The organism is Mesorhizobium sp. L2C084A000, from assembly GCF_000502875.1.
In the GTDB taxonomy this organism is placed as follows: Bacteria; Pseudomonadota; Alphaproteobacteria; order Rhizobiales; family Rhizobiaceae; genus Mesorhizobium.
This window is the reverse complement of sequence record NZ_AYWX01000001.1, coordinates 431,330-451,418: the sequence shown is the minus strand read 5'-3', so window position 1 is coordinate 451,418 and position 20,089 is coordinate 431,330. Positions and strand designations below refer to the sequence as shown.

Here is a 20,089-nt window from a genome sequence, read left to right as displayed (position 1 = left end):
CTCAACCCGCCTTCGCCATCTGCATCAAGGTGACGCGCTGTTGAAGCCGGCGTTGTGCCTGGTCGACGACAACGGCGACGATGATGACGAGACCCTTGATCACCATTTGCCAGAACGAACTCACACCCATCATCACCAACCCGTCCGAAAGAATGCCGATGACGAAGGCGCCGACGATGGTGCCGCCGATCGTGCCGCGCCCGCCCGACATCGAGGTACCGCCGAGCACCGCCGCCGCAATGGCGTTGAGCTCGAAACTTTCGCCTGTTGCCGGATGCGAGGCCATCAGCTCGGACGAGATGATCAGGCCGACGATCGCCGCGCAGAAACCGGAGAACATATAGACGAACATCTTCACCATGTTGACACGGACGCCCGAAATCCGCGACGCCCGTTCATTGCCGCCGACGGCGAAGATATGGCGGCCGAGCGGTGTGTATTTGGCGAGATAGGCGGCTCCCAGTGCAACGACGATCAGGATCCAGATCGCCACCGGCAGGCCAAGCAGCCGGCCTGCACCGAGGAAACCGAAACCGGTGGTGCCAAGCTCCGGCTTGCCGACGAGGTTGGGAAAGGTGCGGCCATCCGACGACAGCAGCGCCAGGCCGCGCGCGACATAGAGCACGCCAAGCGTGGCGATGAACGGCGCGACGTTCAGCCGGGTGATCAGCAAGCCGTTGACGGCGCCGATCAATATGCCGACGGCAAGCGTGATCAGCGCGATCTCGAAGACGTTGAAATAGATGGTGTAGCCGATCTGCAGGTCGATGCCATTGAGCACGAGATAGCCGGCCACCATGCCGCACAGGCCGACGATCGAGCCGACCGAAAGGTCGATGCCGCCGGTGATGATGACGAAGGTCATGCCCATCGCCAGGAACGCGTTCAGCGCCACGTGCTTCGACATCAGGATCAGATTGGCGGTCGACAGGAAATTCGGCGCCGCGATCGAGAAGAAGATCAGCACGGCGATAAGCGCGATGAAGGTCCTGAGCTTCATCAGCGTCAACAGCACGGAGCCGCTGGAAGCGGAATGAGCGGCCGCCTTGGCTGGGATGTCAGTCATGGGCGGTGCTCTCCGTGTGTGGGACCGGTCCGTGGCCAAGCGCCGAAGCAGCGACGAGTGCCGCCTCCGTCGCCTCGGCACGGTCGAACATGCCGGTCAGTTTTCCGTTGCTCATCACCGCGATGCGGTCGGACAGCGCCATCACCTCATCGAGGTCGGAGGTGGCGAACAAAATCCCCAATCCGTCGCGGGACAGTTTGCGCATGGTGCGGAAGACGTCTGCCTTGGCGCCGACATCGATGCCTCGGCTGGGTTCGTCCATTAGCAGCACCTTGGGTTCGGTGAGCAGCGCCTTGCCGATCACCACCTTCTGCTGGTTGCCGCCCGACAGCGAAGACACTTCCTGCGCCGGGTCGGCGACCTTGATCGCCAGTTCCCGCACCATCTGCGTCACCGCCTGCCTTTCGTCGGCGCCACGGATATGGAACAGGCGGGCAAATCGCGACAGGCTGGCTAGCGTCAGATTGCTGGCGACCGAGAGGATCGACACCAGCCCTTCGCGCTGGCGATCCTCGGGGATCAATGCCAGGCCACGCCGGATGCGCCGCGTCGTGTCGCGCTCCTTGACCTTTTTACCGCCAATGAAGATCGCGCCTGTCGAATGGCCGTGGCGGCCCATGATGCAGTCGAACAATTCGCTGCGACCGGCGCCCATCAGGCCGTAGATGCCGAGGATCTCGCCGGCGCGCAGCGACAGCGAGACATGGTCGACGGCAAGCCCGCCGATAGCGCGCGGCAGGCAGATGTCCTCGGCTCGAAAGATCTCCTCGCCCGGAAGATGGCCGTCAGCCTTGGCGAAATCCTTGGCGTCGGAACCGATCATCTGGCGAACGATCCATTGCGTGTCGACGTTCTTCATCTCCTCCTGGCCGGTGATGCGGCCGTCGCGCAGCACGGTGATGTAGTCGCCGATGCGGATCAGCTCTTCCAGCCGGTGCGAGATGTAGACGATGGCCACGCCGCGCGCCTTGAGGTCGGCGATCACCTTGAACAGGATCTCGACCTCCGCAGCGCTCAGCGCCGAGGTCGGCTCGTCCATGATCAGGATTCGCGCATCGAGCGAAACCGCCTTGGCGATCTCGACCAACTGCTGCTGGCCGATGCGCAAATCCTCGACCAGCATGTCGGGCCGTATGCCGGCTTGCAGGCGTTCCAGAAATTCAGCCGCACGGCGCTCCTGTTCCTTGCGGTCGATCTTGCCGAAGCGGTTGGTGATCTCCCGGGTGGCGAAAATATTCTCGGCGACGCTCATGTTGCCGAACAGGTTCAGCTCCTGGAACACCATGCCGATGCCGCGGTTCACCGCATCGCCGGATGACGAGAAGGAGACCTCTTCGCCCTCCAGCAGGATGCGGCCGGCTGTCGGCCGTTCGACACCGGCGATAATCTTCATCAGCGTCGACTTGCCGGCACCGTTTTCGCCGACCAGCACGTTGACCGCGCCCTTGCGCACCTCGAAATTGGCGCGCTTGACCGCAACGGTGCCGGAATAGACCTTGGAGACGTCTTCGAGCTTCAGGATGATTTCGCGCTCTGCTGTCGCGCTCATGGCTTCGGCCCGATCTCTGCCTCCGCCGGCGTCACCAGCGGCAGGTCCTGGCCGCTCCCCAGCGTATAGGCGCCCAGCACTTTGGTACTGCGGCCTTCCAGCGCTTCGCGCGGCAGCTTGGAGAGCACCGTCTTGTCGGTGTAGCTGTTGAACGCCTTGCCGAACTGGGCGAAGTCGATCTGGTTGGTGAAGTCGTTGAACTGGATGAAGTCCAGGCTGTCGCGCAGCGCGGTACCGCGCACCGCCGGTCCGATCTGCACTCGTGCATCGGCTTTGCCGTCGCCGTCGACATCGACGTCGACGGTTGCCGCCCGCGACTGCGTGTTGGCCGCGACGATCTTGCCTTCCAGCCGAACCGCGAAAGTCCAAGGCGAATTCGCCTGCTTGTTCGGATTGCCGTATTTGGCGCCGGCAGCCGATGGATCGGTTGTCGCCAGGGTGTGAACCTGCGCAAACGGTCCGGCTTTCTGCTGGAGATAGGGCACGACCTTTGCCGCCCATGTCTCTTCGACCATCTTGTCTGGATTGAAGGCGGGAGCGTTGTCTCCGGCTTCCGATTTCGTAGGCAGGATCTTGCAGGCGGTCAGGCTGATGCTGACCATCACGGTAAGGATCGGCCAGTTCGGCTTGGTGTTCAGCATGGCGGCCTGTCGTTCAGCATCGTGGGCGACCCACGGAAAATGGCGGCGAGGGGCGAAAACCGATTTTCGCCCCTCGCTATTGAAATCACGCTGGCTCAGTTCGTCAGCGCGAAGGTCTCCAGCTTGGCGGCATTGTCGCCATTGATCAGAACGCAGTCCATCAACTGCTTTTCCTTGGCCGGCGACTTCTTGTTCTTGATGAAGTCGTTGGCCTGCTCGACCGCCATCTGCGCCTGCGCGAAGGCCGGCTGCAGCACGGTTGCCTTGATACCGCCCGACGTGATGGAGTCCCGTACGTCGTTCGATCCGTCGAAGCCGACGACGATGACGTCCTTGCGGTTCGCCGCGGCAAGTGCCGCATAGGCGCCCATCGCCATCGTGTCGTTGCCGGAGATCACACCCTTGATGTCGGGGTTGGCCTGCAGGATCGATTCCATCTTGGAATAGGCTTCCGTCTGGCTCCAGTTGGCCGACTGCTGGGCAACCATCTTCAGGTCCGGATAGTCGTCGATGACGTCGTGATAGCCCTTGGAACGAATGCCGGCATTGGTGTCGGATTCCTTGCCGACCAGCTCGACGAAATTGCCCTTCTCGCCCATCAGCTTGACGAATTCCTGCGCGCCGAGCTGGGCGCCCTGGTAGTTGTTGGAGACGATCTGCGCCACGGCGACGCCGGTGGCGTTGATCTCGCGGTCGATCAGGAAGGACGGGATGCCTGCGTCCTTGGCCTTCTGCACGGCGGCGACAGTGGCGTCGGCGCCGGCATTGTCGAGGATGATCGCCTTGGCGCCGCGGCCGATCGCGGTGTCGATCAACTCGGACTGCTTGTTGGCGTCATCGTCATGGACGAGCACCAGCGCCTCATAGCCGAGTTCCTTGGCCTTGGCTTCGGCACCGACGGCTTCCGCCTTGAAGAACGGATTGTCGTGTGAGGGCGTGATAATGGCGATGAGATCCGCCGCGTAGGCGGGCACGGCCGTGCCAAGCGCCAGCATGCCGGCGAAAGCCGCAAGCGTCATTCTGCGTGTGAGTTTCATGAAGTCCTCCCGTTTGAAAATTGCCTTGATCGGCCAATGGCTTCGTCTGCATCCGAACTCGTCAGGCAGCGCGGGCCGCGGATCGCTTGGGTCAAAAAACCGTTGCCGGCTTACCCCAGGCGGATCGTTGCTCCCCAGCCATCCTCCACTCGCCAGGCTTCGAACTCCCTGCGAAACCCTGTCGATCCGAGCCATGAACAGCTAAGCCAACTGGTATGATGAGTCAACCACTAATTCAGGTGACATGTACCTGATGAGCTACCAAAACCGAGGGTCGGCAATGACAGGCCGGGCCCTCGAGGTGCTGCGTCAAGCACCTGTCTTCTCTCAGGTGATCCGCTGAATGCTGGCGGCGATCTCTTCCGGTTCGAACACCCGCTTCCAGTCGTCACGCATCAGCACCGGCTTGCCGAACTCGATCGCCTTGTTGCAGGCGTCCGAGAAAACGCCCTTGGTCTCGCCGAAGATGACGGCGCCGAGCACGTTCATATGGCCGAGCAGGAAGTCGAGCGCCGCCTGCTTGTCGACACCGCGCGCCACGACTTCGTCGACGGCTTCCTTCATCACCACCAACAACGAGGCGCACACCGTCTCCGAAAGGCCAGGCTCGAGCAGCGCCATCTGTTCGACGCTGACGCGGTGCGAACGCATCACCGGCGCCCATATGATCTTCGCGATCGCCTCGCCCTTGGCGTAGTCCTCTTCCGGCCCCTGCATCAGGGCGCTGACCATATGCTGCTTGGCCTTCACGCCGCCGAAATAGTCCTTCTTCGCGGCCATGTCCGTCTCGTCATTGAAGATCGGCGGATGGCAGGGGTGGGTGACGAAATAGGTGAGGTCCGGCCGCTTCGGCAGATGGCCGGCGAAGGGTGCTGCCGCGTCTAGCACCACCACCATCGTGCCTGATACCAGCTTGCTCTCGATGCTGGCCGCTACCTTGCCGATATGCGTGTCGGGAACGGCCAGGATCACCACATCGGCGTCCTTGAGCGCCTCGTCGGCACTGACCGTATCGAAACCCAGTCCGGTCTTCAGCCGTTCGCGGCCGGCATCGCTGACCTCGACATGGCGTATCGTGTAGGGCGACCCGCGAAAGTTGGTCGACAGGCGGTAGCCCATTTTTCCGCCAGCCCCGAACAGCGCAATCGTTGTCATCTGGTCACCACTCCTGTTCTTCGCCGACGGCATCGCCCGTCGTCAACTGATCAACTGGTATAATCACGCTACCAGATTTTGGCAATCTGATAATGACCATGCGATGCGTGCGCCGCGTCATCGGCTGCCGACGGCAAGCTCCAGCACGAGAACCATGGATGGCGCGCTCTGGATACGATTTCTAGATCACCAGAAGAAGCCCGCGCTTGCCCGCTGAGTGCGCATGGGCGCTGCTCTGCCATCCCTAGAAATAGGAGGCATCTGTTGGGGGTTGGAGGTGGGGCCGGGCGCTACTTCAAAAGGTCGACCAGCATGTCGAAAGCCGCATCGATATCGCCGCGAACCGCCGCCTGAACTGCCTGCTCGTCCCGGTCGCGCAGGGCCGCAAACATCTGTTGATGGTATGTGTTCGCGGTCGAGTAGGACCCATGCAGCATATTGAAATAGGGGCTGATCTGCAGCCATAGGTCCTTGATGATCTTGAGCAGGGTTTCGGATCCTGCTGCTCGGTAGATTGCGAAGTGGAAGGTGTAATTCGCCCTCAGATAGGCCTTTACGTCGTCCGCGCCATTCGCGCGTTCCAGCGAGTCCAGATCGCGCGCGAAAATCGCAAGATCCGCATCACTCCGGTTCTGTGAGGCCCAGCCGGCGGCGATGGCCTCTATCTCAAAACGTACATTGCGCAAATCGGTGAGCCGCTCGCGGCTGAGCGCCGGAATACCAATGGAGCGCCCGGATACCACGGTCAGCGCGTTGGCTGCCGTCAGGCGCCGCAGCGCTTCCCTGACCGGCATCGGGCTGACGCCAAAGGCGTCGGCGAGGCTCTGAACCGTGACCATCTCGCCCGGTACGATGCTGCCGTCGAGGATCAGTTCGGTGACCTGATTATAGACCCGGTCCTGCAGAGTTTCCTTGGACAGTGGAATGATCTCGACACCAGGCTTCCTGAACGCCGATCCAGCCATCTCCGGTCAACCTTCCCGCCCAACGGCGACACTATTGCTTGTGTCGGAATGCAAGGTTCGTGGTGCCACGTCAAGCGGCTGACATAGCCGTTTTGATATAAACGATTTCATCATTGATATTTGATCAAATCATGTTACGGTCGCTGGCATCGAATGGCAAAGGTTACGTTTTGTGCCCTTGGGAGGCATTCGGTCGTTCTGTTTGGGAGGAGTTTCACATGGGTATCGGATCGAAAGTCCGGCGGCTCGCGCTGCTGGCTGGGATGGCTGCATGCGCCTTCGGCCTGTCCGCCGCGCAGGCAGCCGAGAAGCACAAGATCTTTCTCAGCATGAGTTACATCGGCAATGATTGGCAAGCGGAGGCGGCCAACATGGTCAAGGCCATGGCCGCCCACAAGAGCCTGGCCGACAAGGTCGACCTGCAGGTCCAGGTCGCTGGCCCCAACGCGCAACGCCAGATTCAGCAGATCAACGCAATGGTGCAAAGCGGCGCCGAGGCCATCGTCGTATATCCGATCTCGCCGACCGCGCTCAACCAGGTCGTCAAGAATGCCTGCGACAAGGGCGTGAAGGTCTTTGCCTACGACGCCGAGATCACCGAGCCTTGTGCCTACAACGTCCACATCGACCAGCTGGAAGCCGGCAGGGTGACCGCCGAATGGCTGGTCAAGAAGCTCAACGGCAAGGGCAACATCATCGCCATCACGGGTGTCCCGGGAACATCCGTCGACGATCAGCGGACAAAAGCCGCCAAGGAAGTCTTCGCCAAATATCCTGATATCAAGATCGTCGGCGAGGCTGTCGGCATGTGGAGCCAGGCGGTCGCCCGCACCGAACTTTCGAAAATCCTGGCCACCCGCAATTGGGACGACATCAACGGGCTGTGGATGCAGGTCGGCTGCTTCACCGCCAACTCGATGCAGCTCGAGGCCGGCAAGAAGACAAGCGAACTCCTGCCTTGCGCCGGCGAAGGTTCCAATGGCGGCCGCATCCAGATGCTGCCGGAGGGCACCGAAGTCGAAGGTGCGGCCGCCCCTTACGCGCCGGCCGGCGCACAACGCATTTCCTACGCCTCGCCGCCTTATTCGGGTGCGCTGGCGCTGAAGCTTGCCGTCGAGGCGATCGAAGGCAAGGACGTGCCGAAGACCACCATCCTGCCGCTGCCGCTCGTCACCAATGAGACGATCAAGCTGTGCGACGAAGGCACATGGGCGGAGATGAAGGCCGGCTGCAACGCCTTCAAGCCGTCGCTGGTCTCCAATCCGGGCTGGTTTGCCTCGATCTTCTCGGACCAGACACCCGAGGTCGGCCTTAATGCTGCCCTCGTCGGACAACCGGAGAACTAAGCCTCCCAAGGCGCGTGTGACGATGCACGGACTGTTGTCCGTGCATCGTCAATCCATGCCAAGCCCGGCGATCGAGGACAATGACAGAACATTCCGAGCTCCCCGCCATCGAGATCGACGGTATCAGCAAGGCGTTCGGCCCGACCGTCGCGCTGGACGGCGTGTCGTTTGCGATCGCGCCCGGCAGCGTCCATGCCCTGCTCGGTGAAAACGGAGCGGGCAAGTCGACACTGGTGAAGCTGCTGTCCGGACTGGTCCGGCCGAGCCAAGGCCATGTCCGTGTCTTCGGCAAGGAGATCGCTTGCGGCGCACCGCGCGCAGCACATGCGCTCGGTATGCAGACAGCATTCCAGGAGATGACCCTGGTGCGTGACCTCTCCGTCCTCGACAACATGATGCTGCCTTACGCCCCCGTCGGCATCTCCGGCCTGATCCGCCGCGGTGCCGCCCGCAAGGCCGTCCGCCGCCATATCGAAGATCTCGGTTTTTCCGTCGATCTCGATGCCGAGGTGAGTGAGCTCGAGCTTTCGGTGCGCCAGAAGATCGAGATCGCGCGTGCCGTCTACCGCAAGCCGCGCATCCTTTTGCTCGACGAACCGACCTCGACGCTCGCCGGCCGCGACGTCGACTGGCTGGGCGACATCATCGCCAGGCTGAAGGCGGCCGGCACCACCATCGTTTTCATCACCCATCGCATGCGCGAGGTCCGTGCCTTCTGCGAGACGTTGACGATCCTGAGAAACGGCCGCCACGTCGTCACCGCGCCGGTTGCCGATGTCTCGGATGGCGACGTCATCGAAAAGATCATCGGCCGCAGCATCGAGCAGACCTTCCCGCCCAAGCCGGACAGCGCCCAGGCCTTCGGCCCGCCGGTTCTGGGCGTGCGCGATCTCAAGGTCGGGCGCAAGCTCGACGGCGCTGGCTTCGATCTGCGCAAGGGCGAAATCCTCGGCGTCGCGGGGTTGCAGGGCATGGGCCAGCAGGACCTATTCCTGGCCTGCTTCGGCATGGCCGAAATCACCCGCGGCCACATCCTCGTCGACGGCCGCAAGGTCTGGCTCGGTTCGCCGGCCGATGCTTTGCGCCCCAACATGGCCATCGGCCTGGTGCCGGAAGACCGCAAATCCGAAGGCCTGTTCCTGAAACTGTCGGGCAGCCAGAACGCCACTCTGCCCGTGATATCGCGCTTCACACGGCTAGGTCTTGTCGACGGGCAAGCCGAGACCCGCTCCGTCGAGGCGGCATTCGCCACTGTCGAGGTCGACCGCCGCGCGCTTTGGACGCGGGCCGGTGCGTTTTCCGGGGGCAACCAGCAGAAAATCGCCATCGCCAAATGGCTGGTGGCGCAGAGCCGCATCCTGCTGTTGTTCGATCCCACCCGAGGCATCGACGTCGGCACCAAGCACGAGCTTTATGTGATGATGCGAAACTACGTGGCTTCGGGCGGTTCGATCCTGCTGCACTCGACCGAGATTCCCGAACTCGTCCATCAATGCGACCGGGTCCTGGTTCTCTACGATGGGCGCATCGCCGCCGAACTCGAAGGCGACGCCATCACCGAACCGGCCATCATGCGCCCGGCGCTCGGGCATGCCGGGGAAGCCGCCGCATGAGCAGCGCAGCAGCCTCATCCCCCGCTACCGGCGGCGTCGGACTGCGCCGTGCGCTGATGCGCAATCGCGGCGCGCTGATCGCCGCGGCCGTCCTGGCGATCCTGCTCTTCGTTGTCGACTGGATCAGCGCCGGGCCGCTGACATATTTCGACGTGTCGTTCCTGTCGAGCGGCGGCGCCACCTCGGCGCTCGCGGCGATCGGCCAGACCATCGTCATCCTGTCGGGCGGCTTCGACCTGTCCGCCGGCGCGGTGATATCGCTGGTCAATGCCGTGCTGGCATCGAGCATGGACCCGATGGCGCCGGGCGCCAGCATCATCCTGTGGACCGCCGTCGGCATCGGCGTCGGCATGGCGGTGGGCGCCTTCAACGGCTTCTTCATTGCGGTGCTGCGCATGCAGCCGATCGTGGTGACGCTGTCGACCATGTTCATCCTGCAAGGCGTGACGCTGCTGGTGATGGACAAGCCCGGTGGCTTCGTGTCGCCCGATCTCGGTACCTTCTATCTCGGCGACGCGATCGCCGGCTGGCTGCCGATGCCGCTGGTGGTGATCGGCGTCGTCCTGCTCGCCTGGTTCTGGCTGAAGGGAACCCGCTTCGGCACAGCACTTTATGCGGTTGGCAGCGATCCGGACTCGGCCGCTTCCGTCGGCATCAATGTCGTGCTGGTGCGCTTTGCCGTCTATGTCATCGCCGGCGGCTGCTATGGCCTTGCCGGCGTGTTCATCAGCGCCCAGACCGGCAGCGGCGATCCGCTGGTCGGCAATCCGCTGCTCTTGTCGATGTTCGCGGCGGTCGTCGTCGGCGGCACGCGCCTCGGTGGCGGGCAGGGCGGCCCGGTGGGCTCTGTCTTCGGCGCCTACATCCTGATGATCGTGGTGAACATCCTGCTGGTGCTCAACGTATCGGCCTATTATTCGACCATTGCCGAAGGCACCATTCTGGTGCTGGCAGCACTTGCCGGCTCGATCTCCCATGCATCGGTGCTTGCCGTGCAATTGCGCGCCGCGCGCGCCCGGCTTGCCGCTTGGCGCGCCGGCATATTGCCCTCGCAACTCGAGCGCGTGGACCGGCGTCTCAAGATCGCCGAGCCAGCCCATGCCCAGCGCAATCCGGCATCGCCGCGCCCTGCCTTCCATCTACGCAACGCGGAAACGTTGCGCTATGCGCTGCCCGCCTATGTCTGCCTGTTGCTCATCGTGGTCGTCACGCAGGTCTGGCTCGGCCGCGCCATCCTCAATCCGGGTTACTGGAATTCGCTGCTGGTGCTGTCGTCCTTCCTCGCCGTCCTAGCGCTCGGGCAGGGAACCGTCATCCTGACCGGCGGCCTCGATCTCTCCGTGCCGTGGACGATCGGCATCTCCGGCATCATCCTGGCCGGCATGGTCAACGGCTCCGACGCGGCCCTTGTCTACGCCTTGCCGGTCGTTCTGGTGATGGCTTGCGCCATCGGCTTCGCCAATGGTTTCGGCATCGTCTATCTCGGCATATCGCCGATCGTCATGACGCTTGCCACCAACGGCATTCTGCAAGGCTGTGCGCTGCTCTATTCGCAGGGAACGCCGGCCGGGTTTTCCTCGCCGATGCTGCGCTGGGTCATGACGGCCAAGCTCGCCGGCCTGCTGACCCCAATCGTCCTGCTGATGGTCGTCTTTGTCGTCGCAGCGGTACTGCTGCTTGGCCGCACCCCGTTCGGACGACGCGTCTACGGCATCGGCAATGGGCTGCGCGCGGCGCGCTTGTCGGGCATCGGCGTCGAGCGCACGCTGATCCTGGTCTATATGCTTTCGGCCGTCTGCGCGGCTGTTGTCGGCGTCATGCTGACCGGCTTTTCGGGTCAGGCAAGCCTCGGCATGGGCGACGACTATCTGTTGCCGTCGATCGCCGTGGTGGTGGTCGGCGGCGCGCTGATCACCGGTGGGCGCGGCCACTATCTCGGCATGCTCGGCGGCGTGTTGTTGCTGACCGCGCTGCAGATGCTGCTCGCCGGCACCACGCTTCCCTATGCCACGAGGGCAATTCTTTACGGACTGGTCGTTCTGGGCGCCGTCATGGCGCTGCGCGAACGGCGGCTGCAATGAGAAGGACAGGACGATGAGCACAAGAGCCCCGGCATCTGCGGACGAATTTCTGACTGGGCTGAAAGGCCAGCGCGTGCTGGTGACGGCAGGCGCCGGCGGCATCGGTTTTGCCATAGCCGACACGCTGTCACGCCTCGGTGCCCGCATCGTCGTCTGCGACGTTTCCGACGAGGCGCTGGCCGCTGCTCCCGGCAAGATCGATCTGGTCGCCGCTGTGAAGGCGGATGTTTCGCGCGACGATGACGTCGACCGGCTGTTCGAGGCGGTCGAGAAAGAACTCGGCGGGCTCGACGCGCTGATCAACAATGCCGGCATTGCCGGGCCGACCGGCGGTGTCGACGAAATCGACCCGGCCGACTGGCGGCGCTGCATCGACATCTGCCTGACTGGCCAGTTCCTGTGCGCCCGGCGCGCCGTGCCGCTGATCAAGGCGGCGGGCGGCGGCTCGATCGTCTCGATGTCGTCGGCCGCCGGCCGCCATGGCTACGCCTTCCGCACACCCTATTCGGCGGCCAAGTTCGGTGTCATCGGTTTCACGCAGAGTCTCGCCAAGGAGCTCGGGCCGCACGCTATCAGGGTCAACGCCATCCTGCCCGGCATCATCGAAGGGCCGCGCATCGAAGGTGTTATCTCGGCGCGCGCCAAGCAGGTCGGTATCAGCCACGAGGAAATGACCGGACGCTATCTGCAGAATATCTCGCTGCGCCGCATGACTAGCCCCTATGATGTCGCATCGATGGTCGCCTTCCTGCTCTCCGATGCGGGGATCAATATTTCCGGCCAGTCGCTCGGCGTCGACGGCAATGTCGAAACACTTTGAGGAGCCGATCCATGGCCAATGTCGCAATTGTCGGAAGCGGGTTCATCGGGCGGGCCTGGGCAATCAGCTTTGCCCGTGCCGGCCATGACGTGCGGATGTGGGATCAGTCGCCCGCTGCGACCGGCGGCGCCCGCGACTACATTGCCGGCGTGCTCGGTGACCTTGCCGCAAACGACCTGCTGCGCGGTCAGTCCGTCGACACTGTGCTTGGCCGGATCACCATTGTCGCGGAGCTGGCAAAGGCGCTGGCGGGTGCGGTCCATATCCAGGAGAACACACCTGAAAACCTCGAGGTGAAGCGGGAGGTATTCTCGCTGATCGACACGCTTGCCGATCCGCGGACAGTCATCGCCAGTTCCACCTCGGCGCTGTTGCCGTCGAAATTCACCGACCATCTGCAAGGACGGCATCGCTGTCTGGTCGTGCATCCGATCAATCCGCCCTATCTCATTCCGGCGGCCGAAATCGTGCCGGCGCCATGGACGTCCGCCGAGACGGTCGAGAGAACCTGCGCCTTCCTCATCGACGCCGGTCATGCGCCCCTGGTGATGAAGCGCGAGCTCGACGGCTTCATCATGAACCGCCTGCAAGGCGCATTGCTTGAGGAGGCTTTCCGGCTTGTCGCCGACGGCTACGCCAGCGTCGAGGATGTCGATATCGGTATCCGTGACGGACTGGCGCTGCGCTGGTCGTTCATGGGTCCGTTCGAGACCATCGATCTCAATGCACCTGGCGGCGTGCGCGACTATGTCGAGCGTTATCAGTCGATCTATTCGAACATTTTCCCGCAGATGCTGCGGCGCGTCGACTGGGCGGGCGAGGTGATGAAAACCGTCGAAGCCGACCGCCGCGAGCGCCTGCCACGCGAAAACCTCGGCGAACGGCAGGTATGGCGCGATCGTCGGCTGATGGCGCTGGCGGCACACAAGAAAAAATCGGACCAGGAGTACGGACAATGATCGAAACGAGCCGCAAGCCAAGTGCTGCGCAGACCAGGGGCAAGGTCATCATCACCTGCGCGGTGACGGGCGCCATCCACACGCCGACCATGTCGCCCTATCTGCCGATCACGCCTGACCAGATCGCTTCTGAGGCGATCGCGGCTGCCGAAGCCGGTGCCGCAATCCTGCATCTGCATGCGCGAGATCCGGAAACCGGCAAGCCCGACCAGACGCCGGAGGCCTTCGCTCGCTTCCTGCCGCGCGTCAAGCAAGGCACCAACGCCGCCATCAACATCACCACCGGTGGCAGCCCGTACATGAAGGTCGAGGAGCGCGTGCGCCCGGCCGCCAAGTTCAAACCGGAAGTCGCCTCGCTCAACATGGGCTCGATCAATTTCGGGCTCTATCACCTCGCCGACAAATACGAGACCTTCAAGTTCGACTGGGAAAAGCCGCATCTGGAAGCGACCCGCGACCTCGTCTTTCGCAACTCGTTCAAGGACATCGAGTACATTCTGGCGACCTGCTACGACAACGGCACGCGCTTCGAGTTCGAGTGCTACGACATCGCCCATCTCTACAACCTCTCGCACTTCGCCGACCGCGGGCTGGTGAAGCCGCCTTTCTTCGTGCAGTCGGTGTTCGGGCTGCTTGGCGGCATCGGCACGCACCCGGAAGACGTCGCCCATATGAAGCGCACCGCCGACCGGCTGTTCGGCGACCAGTTCCGCTGGTCGGTCCTCGGCGCCGGCGCCAGCCAGCTGCGCATCGCCGCGCAATCGGCCGCACTTGGCGGCAACATCCGCGTCGGGCTGGAGGACAGTCTCTGGGCGGGCAAGGGCAAGCTTGCCAAATCGAACGCCGAACAGGTCTTGCTGGCACGCAAGATCATCGAGGGGCTCGGCATGGAGGTGGCGACGCCCGACGAGGCGCGCGAAATCCTGTCATTGAAGGGCGGCGACAAGGTCGCTTTCTAAATCGTTGCGTGGCGCCAATTCCGAGGAGGACGGCATGAAGATCGAAGTCGTGGTGGACGTGAAGACCACACTGGGCGAAGGACCGCTGTGGGACGTCGAACAGGAACGACTCTACTGGATCGACAGCTTCGACGGGCGCGTGTTTCGGGCGACCGCCGACGGACGCGAGATCCGGTCATGGGACGTGCCGATGAAGATCGGCTCAATGGCGCTACGCAAGGACGGTAGCGGCGCCGTGGTGTCGCTGCAGCGCGGTTTCCATCTGCTCGATTTCGCCTCCGGCGATGTGACGCTGATCCACGATCCCGAGCCGGACAGGCCAATGAACCGGCTCAACGACGGCAAGGTCGACCGGCGCGGCCGCTTCTTCGCCGGCTCGATGGACACGATGGAAGAGGGGCCGTCCGGCGGTCTCTACAGGCTGGATCCGGATTTCTCCGTCACCCGGATCGATTCCGGCATCATCTGTTCCAACGGTCCATGCTGGAGCCCCGACGACCGCACCTTCTATTTCGCCGACACCTGGACCGGCGAGATATGGGCCTACGACTACGACATCGCCACCGGTGCCGCCACCAACAGGCGTACCTTCGTGCGCGTCGACACCAGCCGGGGCGGTGCGGCGGACGGCTCGACCGTCGATGCCGAGGGCTATCTGTGGAATGCGCTGGTCTATGACGGAAGACTGGTGCGCTATGCGCCCGATGGCAGCATCGATCGCATCATCGACATGCCGGTCAAGAAGATCACCAGCGTCATGTTCGGCGGACCGAAGCTAGATATCCTTTACGTCACCTCGATGGCCAAGCCGCCGTTGCCGCGTTTTCCCGGCGACGGCGTTTTGCGCGGCAGCCTGTTCGCCATCACGGGCCTTGGCGTCAAAGGCGTTGCGGAGCCCCGCTTCGGCAGCTGACGCCAGACAAGCGAAGCGCCCGTAGCATACGCGGATCAGGCCTTCGCGCAGGCATCCCAATGAGCGGTCAACGGATCATTGGCCAAACAGGTCCGGGCGAGCCACGTTGAGCCGTTGCACCGTGCGCAGCACTTCGCGCAGATGCGCCGCCATACGCGCGCCTGCCTGCTTTGCCTCGCCGGTCTCCACGGCCTCGAAGATCGCCACATGCTGAGCGAGCAGCGTTTCGAGGTGACCCGGCTCGGGCAGGCTCAGATAGCGCACACGGTCCATCTGCAGCTTGACCACTTGGATCACCCGCCAGCTCTTGGGCAGGCCGGCCTCTTCGCAAAGGCTACGATGGAAGCCCTCGTCGAGCTCAAGAAACAGCTCGCGGTCGCCCTCGGCCACTGCCTTGGCCTGCTGGGCAAGATTCACCCTGCCTGCCGCGATGAAGGCGCTCGAACCGTGTCCGGCCAGCTTCTGCACGACGGAGACCTCGAGTGCCTCGCGAATGAACTGCGCTTCCTCGACGTCACTTAGCCGGATCGGCGCGACGAAGCTGCCGCGTTGCGGCAGGATGTCGATCAGCCCTTCATCGGCAAGCCGGATCAGCGCCTCGCGCACGGGTGTCCGGCTGACACCGAGCTGCTGGGCTAGGTCCTGTTCGCTGAGCGCTTCCGACGGCAACATCGCCAGCGTCGTGATGGCGCGGCGCAGGCGCTCGTAGATCTGCGGTGAGATCGGCATGCGATTGTTGACCGGCTCCAGCACCCGCGAGGGNGCGCAGGCGCTCGTAGATCTGCGGTGAGATCGGCATGCGATTGTTGACCGGCTCCAGCACCCGCGAGGGTTCGCGCTGACCGGCGGTTTTCAGCCTGGCAGCACTGCCTGAAAATCTGGTCGCCCCCGAAAGCTTGGTCCCCATGACGAATCCGTTGCTGTGAATGGCGCTGCACTGCTCCGGTCATGACACCGCGCACGTCCCAACTCAAGCGGCAAGCAGGATTGAAGCTGTGTTGACATACTACCATGGTAGTGTGTATGACGCCAGCAGGCTAGGGGAGAGGAGCCGGCATGAAGATCACGGACATCAAGGCGACCACCATCACCGTTCCGCTGGAAGCAGCATTGCGGCACAGCAACGGTACGCATTGGGGACGCTTTGTCCGCACCGTGGTCGAGGTCGAGACCGACGAAGGCATTGTTGGGCTCGGCGAGATGGGCGGTGGTGGCGCCGGCGCCGAACTCGCTTTCGCCGGCCTGAAATCCTACCTGGTCGGCCATGACCCTTTCGATCTCAACCGGATGCGCTACGCCATCTGCAATCCGACGGCGTCGCTCTACAACAACCGCACGCAGCTGCACGCAGCGCTGGAATTCGCCTGTCTCGACATCATCGGCAAGAAGCTCGGCGTGCCGGTCTACCAATTGCTTGGCGGGCGCGTGCGCGACCGGATCGGCTTCGCCTCCTATCTGTTCTTCCGTTATGCCGACCGCCGCAGCGGCAAGGGCGAAGTCCGCACCATCGATCAATTGCTCGAGCATGCCCGCGCGCTCAAGGCCGAACATGGTTTTCACGCCCACAAGCTCAAGGCCGGCGTGTTTCACCCCGACTATGAGTTGGAATGTTTCAGGGCGCTCGCCGCCGAATTTCCTGCCGATACGCTGCGCTACGATCCGAACGCAGCCCTGTCGGTCGAAGAGGCGCTGCGTTTCGGCCAAGCCATCTCCGATCTCAGGAACGACTATTTCGAGGACCCGACCTGGGGCCTGGCCGGCATGCGCCGCTTGCGCGAGAAGCTCTCCATCCCGCTGGCCACCAACACCATCGTCATCGATTTCGAACAGCTCGCCACCAATGTGCGCGACCCTGCGGTTGACGTGATCCTGCTCGACACCACCTTCTGGGGCGGCATCCGCGCCTGCGTGCGCGCGGCGCAGATCTGCGACACGTTCGGTCTCGGTATTGCGGTGCATTCCTCTGGCGAACTCGGCATCCAGCTCGCCACCATGCTGCATCTTGGCGCAGTGCTGCCCAACCTCGTCTTCACCGCCGACGCGCATTATCACCACCTTGCCGACGACATCATCGTCGGCGGCAAGATGCTCTACGAGAATGGTGCGATCGCGGTGCCGGAGGCACCGGGCCTCGGCGTCGAACTCGATCGTGACAAACTCGCCACCTATGCCGAACTCTATCGCTCGCTGGGCGGCTATGCCTACGACCGCGATCCCGGCCGTCCGGGCTGGTATCCGCTGCTGCCCAACACTAATTTCGCCGACCATTTGAACGATGCCGTGCCTGATCTCGGGCTGGGCTGACATTTTCCGTTCGAAAGGATCGTCGGGAGGACGCTATGACTTTCAACCGGAGGAGAACAACAATGAGCAAGACCACAGCCTTATTCATTGCAGCCATGCTCGGCTGCACCAGCTTTGCAGCGCTGGACGCGCGCGCCTATGAAGGCGTCGCCAAGGGCGACACTTCGGCCAAGAAGATCGCCTTCAGCAATTCCTACGCCGGCAATTCCTTCCGCCAGGTGATGATCAAGAGCTTCGAGGAAATGGGCGCCAAGGCCGTGGCCGACAAGCAGATCGCCGCAACAGCCGTCGTCAGCTCGAACAATTCGGTGACCGAACAGGCGAGCCAGATCGAGAACCTGATCCTGCAGGGCTACGATGCGATCATCGTCCTTGCCGGCTCCGACACCGCACTCAATGGCGCCATCAAGGATGCCTGCAATGCCGGTATCACGGTCGTCGCCTTCGCCAGCGGCGTCACCGAGCCTTGCGCCTATGTCGTCGACTACAACCTCGATTCCTATGCCAAGGCCGAACTGGATTTCATCTCCAGCAAGCTCGGCGACAAGCCGGCCAACATCCTCGAGATCCGCGGTATGGCCGGCGACGGTTTCGACAAGCGCCTGCATGAGGGCGTCGAGAAAGCGATGAAGGCGCACGCCAGCTACAAGGCTGTCGGCGAGGTCTATGGTCAGTGGACGGCCACCGTGGCACAAAAGGAAGTGTCGGGCATCCTGCCGTCGTTGCCTCAGGTCGATGCGGTGCTGACGCAGGGCGGCGACGGCTATGGCGCGGCGCAGGCATTCAAGGCCGCCAGCCGGCCGCTGCCGATCATCATCATGGGCAACCGCCAGGACGAATTGGCGCTGTGGAAGCAGGAGCATGATGCCGGCGGCTACGAAACCTTCTCGCTGGGCGCCACGCCCAGCGTCTCGCAGGTCGCGTTCTGGGTCGCGCAGCAGATCCTGGCCGGCAAGCAGGTGCCGAAATTCGTCGAGGTGCCGCTCCTGCAGATCAATCAGCCTGACCTCGACGCCTGGCTGAAGACGGTTCCCGCAGGCGGCGTGGTCAATGCCGAATACCCGCAGGAGCTGGTGGCCAAGATCATCGACGCCAACGTGAAGAAGGAGCCACTGCCGGGCGTTCCCGCGCCGAAATGAGCAGCATGGCCGAATGATGAACGATCCCACGTCGCCCAAAAGGGACGCAGCAGAGACGGTCAATGCCGACGGCCTCCTCATCGAGGTGCGCGATGTCCGCAAGCACTATGATGCCGTGCATGCCCTGGGCGGCGTGGATTTTCATCTCAAACCCGGCGAGGTCGTTGGCCTTGTCGGTCACAACGGCGCCGGCAAGTCGACGCTGATGAACGTGCTGGCCGGCACCATCGAGCGCAGCAGCGGCAGCTTTCGCCTCGGCGGACGTGAGATCGGTGCCTGGAGTGCGGCCAGTGCCCAGCAGGCCGGTCTGCGCTGTATCTTCCAGGAACTGTCGCTCTGCGCCAATTTGACGTCGGCGGAAAACACCCGCATCGTGCACAGGTCCTTGCGTGGGTTGGGCTGGCGGCGGCGCGCGCGCCAGGTGATTGGTCCGGTGCTGGACGAGATCTTCCCTGGCCACGGCATCGATCTCGACAGGAAGGTCGCCGACCTGCCGATCGGCGAGCGACAGATGGTCGAGATCGCCCGCGCCTTCACGCAGACCAGCATCAAATTGCGCGCCGTCATTCTCGATGAGCCGACCTCGGCGCTCGGCCATGAGGCGACGGAACAACTGCTCGCCCACATTCGTCGTGCCGCAGGGCGTGGCATCGCCTGCATCCTGATCACCCATCGCCTCAACGAGATCCTCGCCGTCTGCGACCGCACCGTCGTCATGGTCGACGGCAAGGTCGTCGCCGAGCGGCCGACCGCCGGCCTGTCACGCGCCGCGCTGGTCGAGTTGATGGGAAGCATCGAACGGCCGCGTGAGCGCACGGCCGGCAAGGTGGCCTCGGTGCAAGCTCCGGTTATCCGGCATGCGGGTCGCGACACCACAGATCTGACCATCGACGTCGGCAAGGGTGAGGTCATCGGCTTCGCCGGGCTCGACGGCCACGGCCAGCGCGAGCGGCTGCGCGCGATGTTTTATGCCTCGCGCCGGCAACGCGAGGCCTTGCCGGGTGCCTATGTCGCCGGCGACCGCGGCTCGGAAGGCGTGTTTTCGCTGTGGTCTATCGCCGACAATCTGACCATCCGCAGCCTGAATGCACTGACGCGGGGCGGCATGATTTCAGGCGCCGCCGCCCGCAAGCTGGCCGAGACCTGGTCGAACAGGCTCAACGTCAAGGCGCCTTCGATCGACACGCCGATCCTGTCGCTGTCCGGCGGCAACCAGCAGAAGGTGCTGTTCGCCCGCGCGCTGTCGTCGGACGCCGAGGTGATCTTCCTCGACGATCCGATGCGCGGCGTCGATGTCGGCACCAAGCAGGAGGTCTACCGGCTGATCCGCGCGGAAGCCGAGAACGGACGCGCCTTCGTCTGGTACACAACCGAACTCGAAGAGCTGACCAATTGCGAGCGCATCTATGTCTTCCGCGAGGGCCGCGCCGTGACCAGGTTGGAAGGCGAGGCCATCGAGACCGGCCGTATCCTGCAGGCGTCGTTCGGAGGCGACCATGTCTGACGCGCCTGCCCGAGTTCCGGCCCGTTCTCCTTCCAATC

The 20,089-nt window shown here is 63.4% G+C and carries 17 protein-coding genes; 10 read left to right on the top strand and 7 right to left on the bottom strand.

Annotation, left to right across the window (positions count from 1 at the left end):
* Position 1: 1 nt before the first annotated feature.
* The 6 genes from X735_RS163435 to X735_RS163460 all read right to left on the bottom strand — a co-directional run bounded on the left by X735_RS163435 (position 2) and on the right by X735_RS163460 (position 6,413).
* Positions 2–1,066: an ABC transporter permease gene (locus tag X735_RS163435; RefSeq protein WP_023808896.1), complete on the bottom strand. Its 1,065-nt coding sequence runs from the start codon at positions 1,064–1,066 to the stop codon at positions 2–4.
* On the bottom strand, positions 1,059–2,615 hold the full coding sequence (locus X735_RS163440) for a sugar ABC transporter ATP-binding protein (RefSeq protein WP_023808895.1): 1,557 nt from the start codon (positions 2,613–2,615) through the stop codon (positions 1,059–1,061). The genes X735_RS163435 and X735_RS163440 overlap by 8 nt, the downstream gene beginning before the upstream one ends.
* Positions 2,612–3,256 (bottom strand): DUF2291 family protein, encoded by a 645-nt coding sequence (locus tag X735_RS163445; protein WP_023808894.1) that lies wholly within the window; start codon positions 3,254–3,256, stop codon positions 2,612–2,614. The genes X735_RS163440 and X735_RS163445 overlap by 4 nt, the downstream gene beginning before the upstream one ends.
* A 95-nt stretch (positions 3,257–3,351) precedes the next feature.
* Positions 3,352–4,293: a D-ribose ABC transporter substrate-binding protein gene (locus X735_RS163450; protein WP_023808893.1), complete on the bottom strand. Its 942-nt coding sequence runs from the start codon at positions 4,291–4,293 to the stop codon at positions 3,352–3,354.
* Positions 4,294–4,620: 327 nt separating this feature from the next.
* A complete protein-coding gene (locus X735_RS163455; RefSeq protein ID WP_023808892.1) occupies positions 4,621–5,448 on the bottom strand; it encodes a phosphogluconate dehydrogenase C-terminal domain-containing protein in 828 nt (275 codons plus the stop codon).
* A 290-nt stretch (positions 5,449–5,738) separates the two neighbouring features.
* The gene (locus X735_RS163460; protein WP_013533053.1) at positions 5,739–6,413 is read right to left on the bottom strand and encodes a GntR family transcriptional regulator; all 675 of its coding nucleotides are present in this window, start codon (positions 6,411–6,413) and stop codon (positions 5,739–5,741) included.
* 218 nt (positions 6,414–6,631) lie between these two features.
* Between X735_RS163460 and X735_RS163465 the strand changes: the two genes are divergently transcribed.
* The 7 genes from X735_RS163465 (at position 6,632) to X735_RS163495 (ending at position 15,104) form a co-directional block, all read left to right on the top strand.
* Complete coding sequence (locus tag X735_RS163465) at positions 6,632–7,759, top strand: sugar ABC transporter substrate-binding protein (RefSeq protein ID WP_023808891.1); 1,128 nt, start codon at positions 6,632–6,634, stop codon at positions 7,757–7,759.
* A gap of 80 nt (positions 7,760–7,839) precedes the next feature.
* Complete coding sequence (locus tag X735_RS163470) at positions 7,840–9,372, top strand: sugar ABC transporter ATP-binding protein (RefSeq protein WP_023808890.1); 1,533 nt, start codon at positions 7,840–7,842, stop codon at positions 9,370–9,372.
* Positions 9,369–11,453, top strand: coding sequence for an ABC transporter permease (locus X735_RS163475; RefSeq protein WP_023808889.1), 2,085 nt, complete (start codon positions 9,369–9,371; stop codon positions 11,451–11,453). The genes X735_RS163470 and X735_RS163475 overlap by 4 nt, the downstream gene beginning before the upstream one ends.
* Positions 11,454–11,466: 13 nt before the next feature.
* Positions 11,467–12,273, top strand: coding sequence for an SDR family oxidoreductase (locus X735_RS163480; protein ID WP_023808888.1), 807 nt, complete (start codon positions 11,467–11,469; stop codon positions 12,271–12,273).
* Positions 12,274–12,284: 11 nt separating this feature from the next.
* A complete protein-coding gene (locus tag X735_RS163485) occupies positions 12,285–13,232 on the top strand; it encodes a 3-hydroxyacyl-CoA dehydrogenase (protein WP_023808887.1) in 948 nt (315 codons plus the stop codon).
* Positions 13,229–14,191 (top strand): 3-keto-5-aminohexanoate cleavage protein, encoded by a 963-nt coding sequence (locus X735_RS163490; RefSeq protein WP_023808886.1) that lies wholly within the window; start codon positions 13,229–13,231, stop codon positions 14,189–14,191. The genes X735_RS163485 and X735_RS163490 overlap by 4 nt, the downstream gene beginning before the upstream one ends.
* A gap of 34 nt (positions 14,192–14,225) precedes the next feature.
* Positions 14,226–15,104, top strand: a complete 879-nt coding sequence (locus tag X735_RS163495) for an SMP-30/gluconolactonase/LRE family protein (protein ID WP_023808885.1) — start codon at positions 14,226–14,228, stop codon at positions 15,102–15,104.
* Positions 15,105–15,179: 75 nt separating this feature from the next.
* Here X735_RS163495 and X735_RS163500 read toward each other — a convergent pair whose 3' ends face one another.
* Positions 15,180–15,833 (bottom strand): GntR family transcriptional regulator, encoded by a 654-nt coding sequence (locus tag X735_RS163500; protein ID WP_050580439.1) that lies wholly within the window; start codon positions 15,831–15,833, stop codon positions 15,180–15,182.
* A 327-nt stretch (positions 15,834–16,160) separates the two neighbouring features.
* Between X735_RS163500 and X735_RS163505 the strand changes: the two genes are divergently transcribed.
* From X735_RS163505 to X735_RS163515, 3 genes are all read left to right on the top strand, one after another.
* Positions 16,161–17,408: an enolase C-terminal domain-like protein gene (locus X735_RS163505; protein WP_023808883.1), complete on the top strand. Its 1,248-nt coding sequence runs from the start codon at positions 16,161–16,163 to the stop codon at positions 17,406–17,408.
* Between the two features lie 62 nt (positions 17,409–17,470).
* Complete coding sequence (locus tag X735_RS163510) at positions 17,471–18,547, top strand: ABC transporter substrate-binding protein (protein ID WP_023808882.1); 1,077 nt, start codon at positions 17,471–17,473, stop codon at positions 18,545–18,547.
* Positions 18,548–18,560: 13 nt separating this feature from the next.
* Entirely contained in the window at positions 18,561–20,051 is a 1,491-nt protein-coding gene (locus X735_RS163515) for a sugar ABC transporter ATP-binding protein (RefSeq protein WP_023808881.1), read from the top strand.
* Positions 20,052–20,089 lie beyond the last annotated feature (38 nt).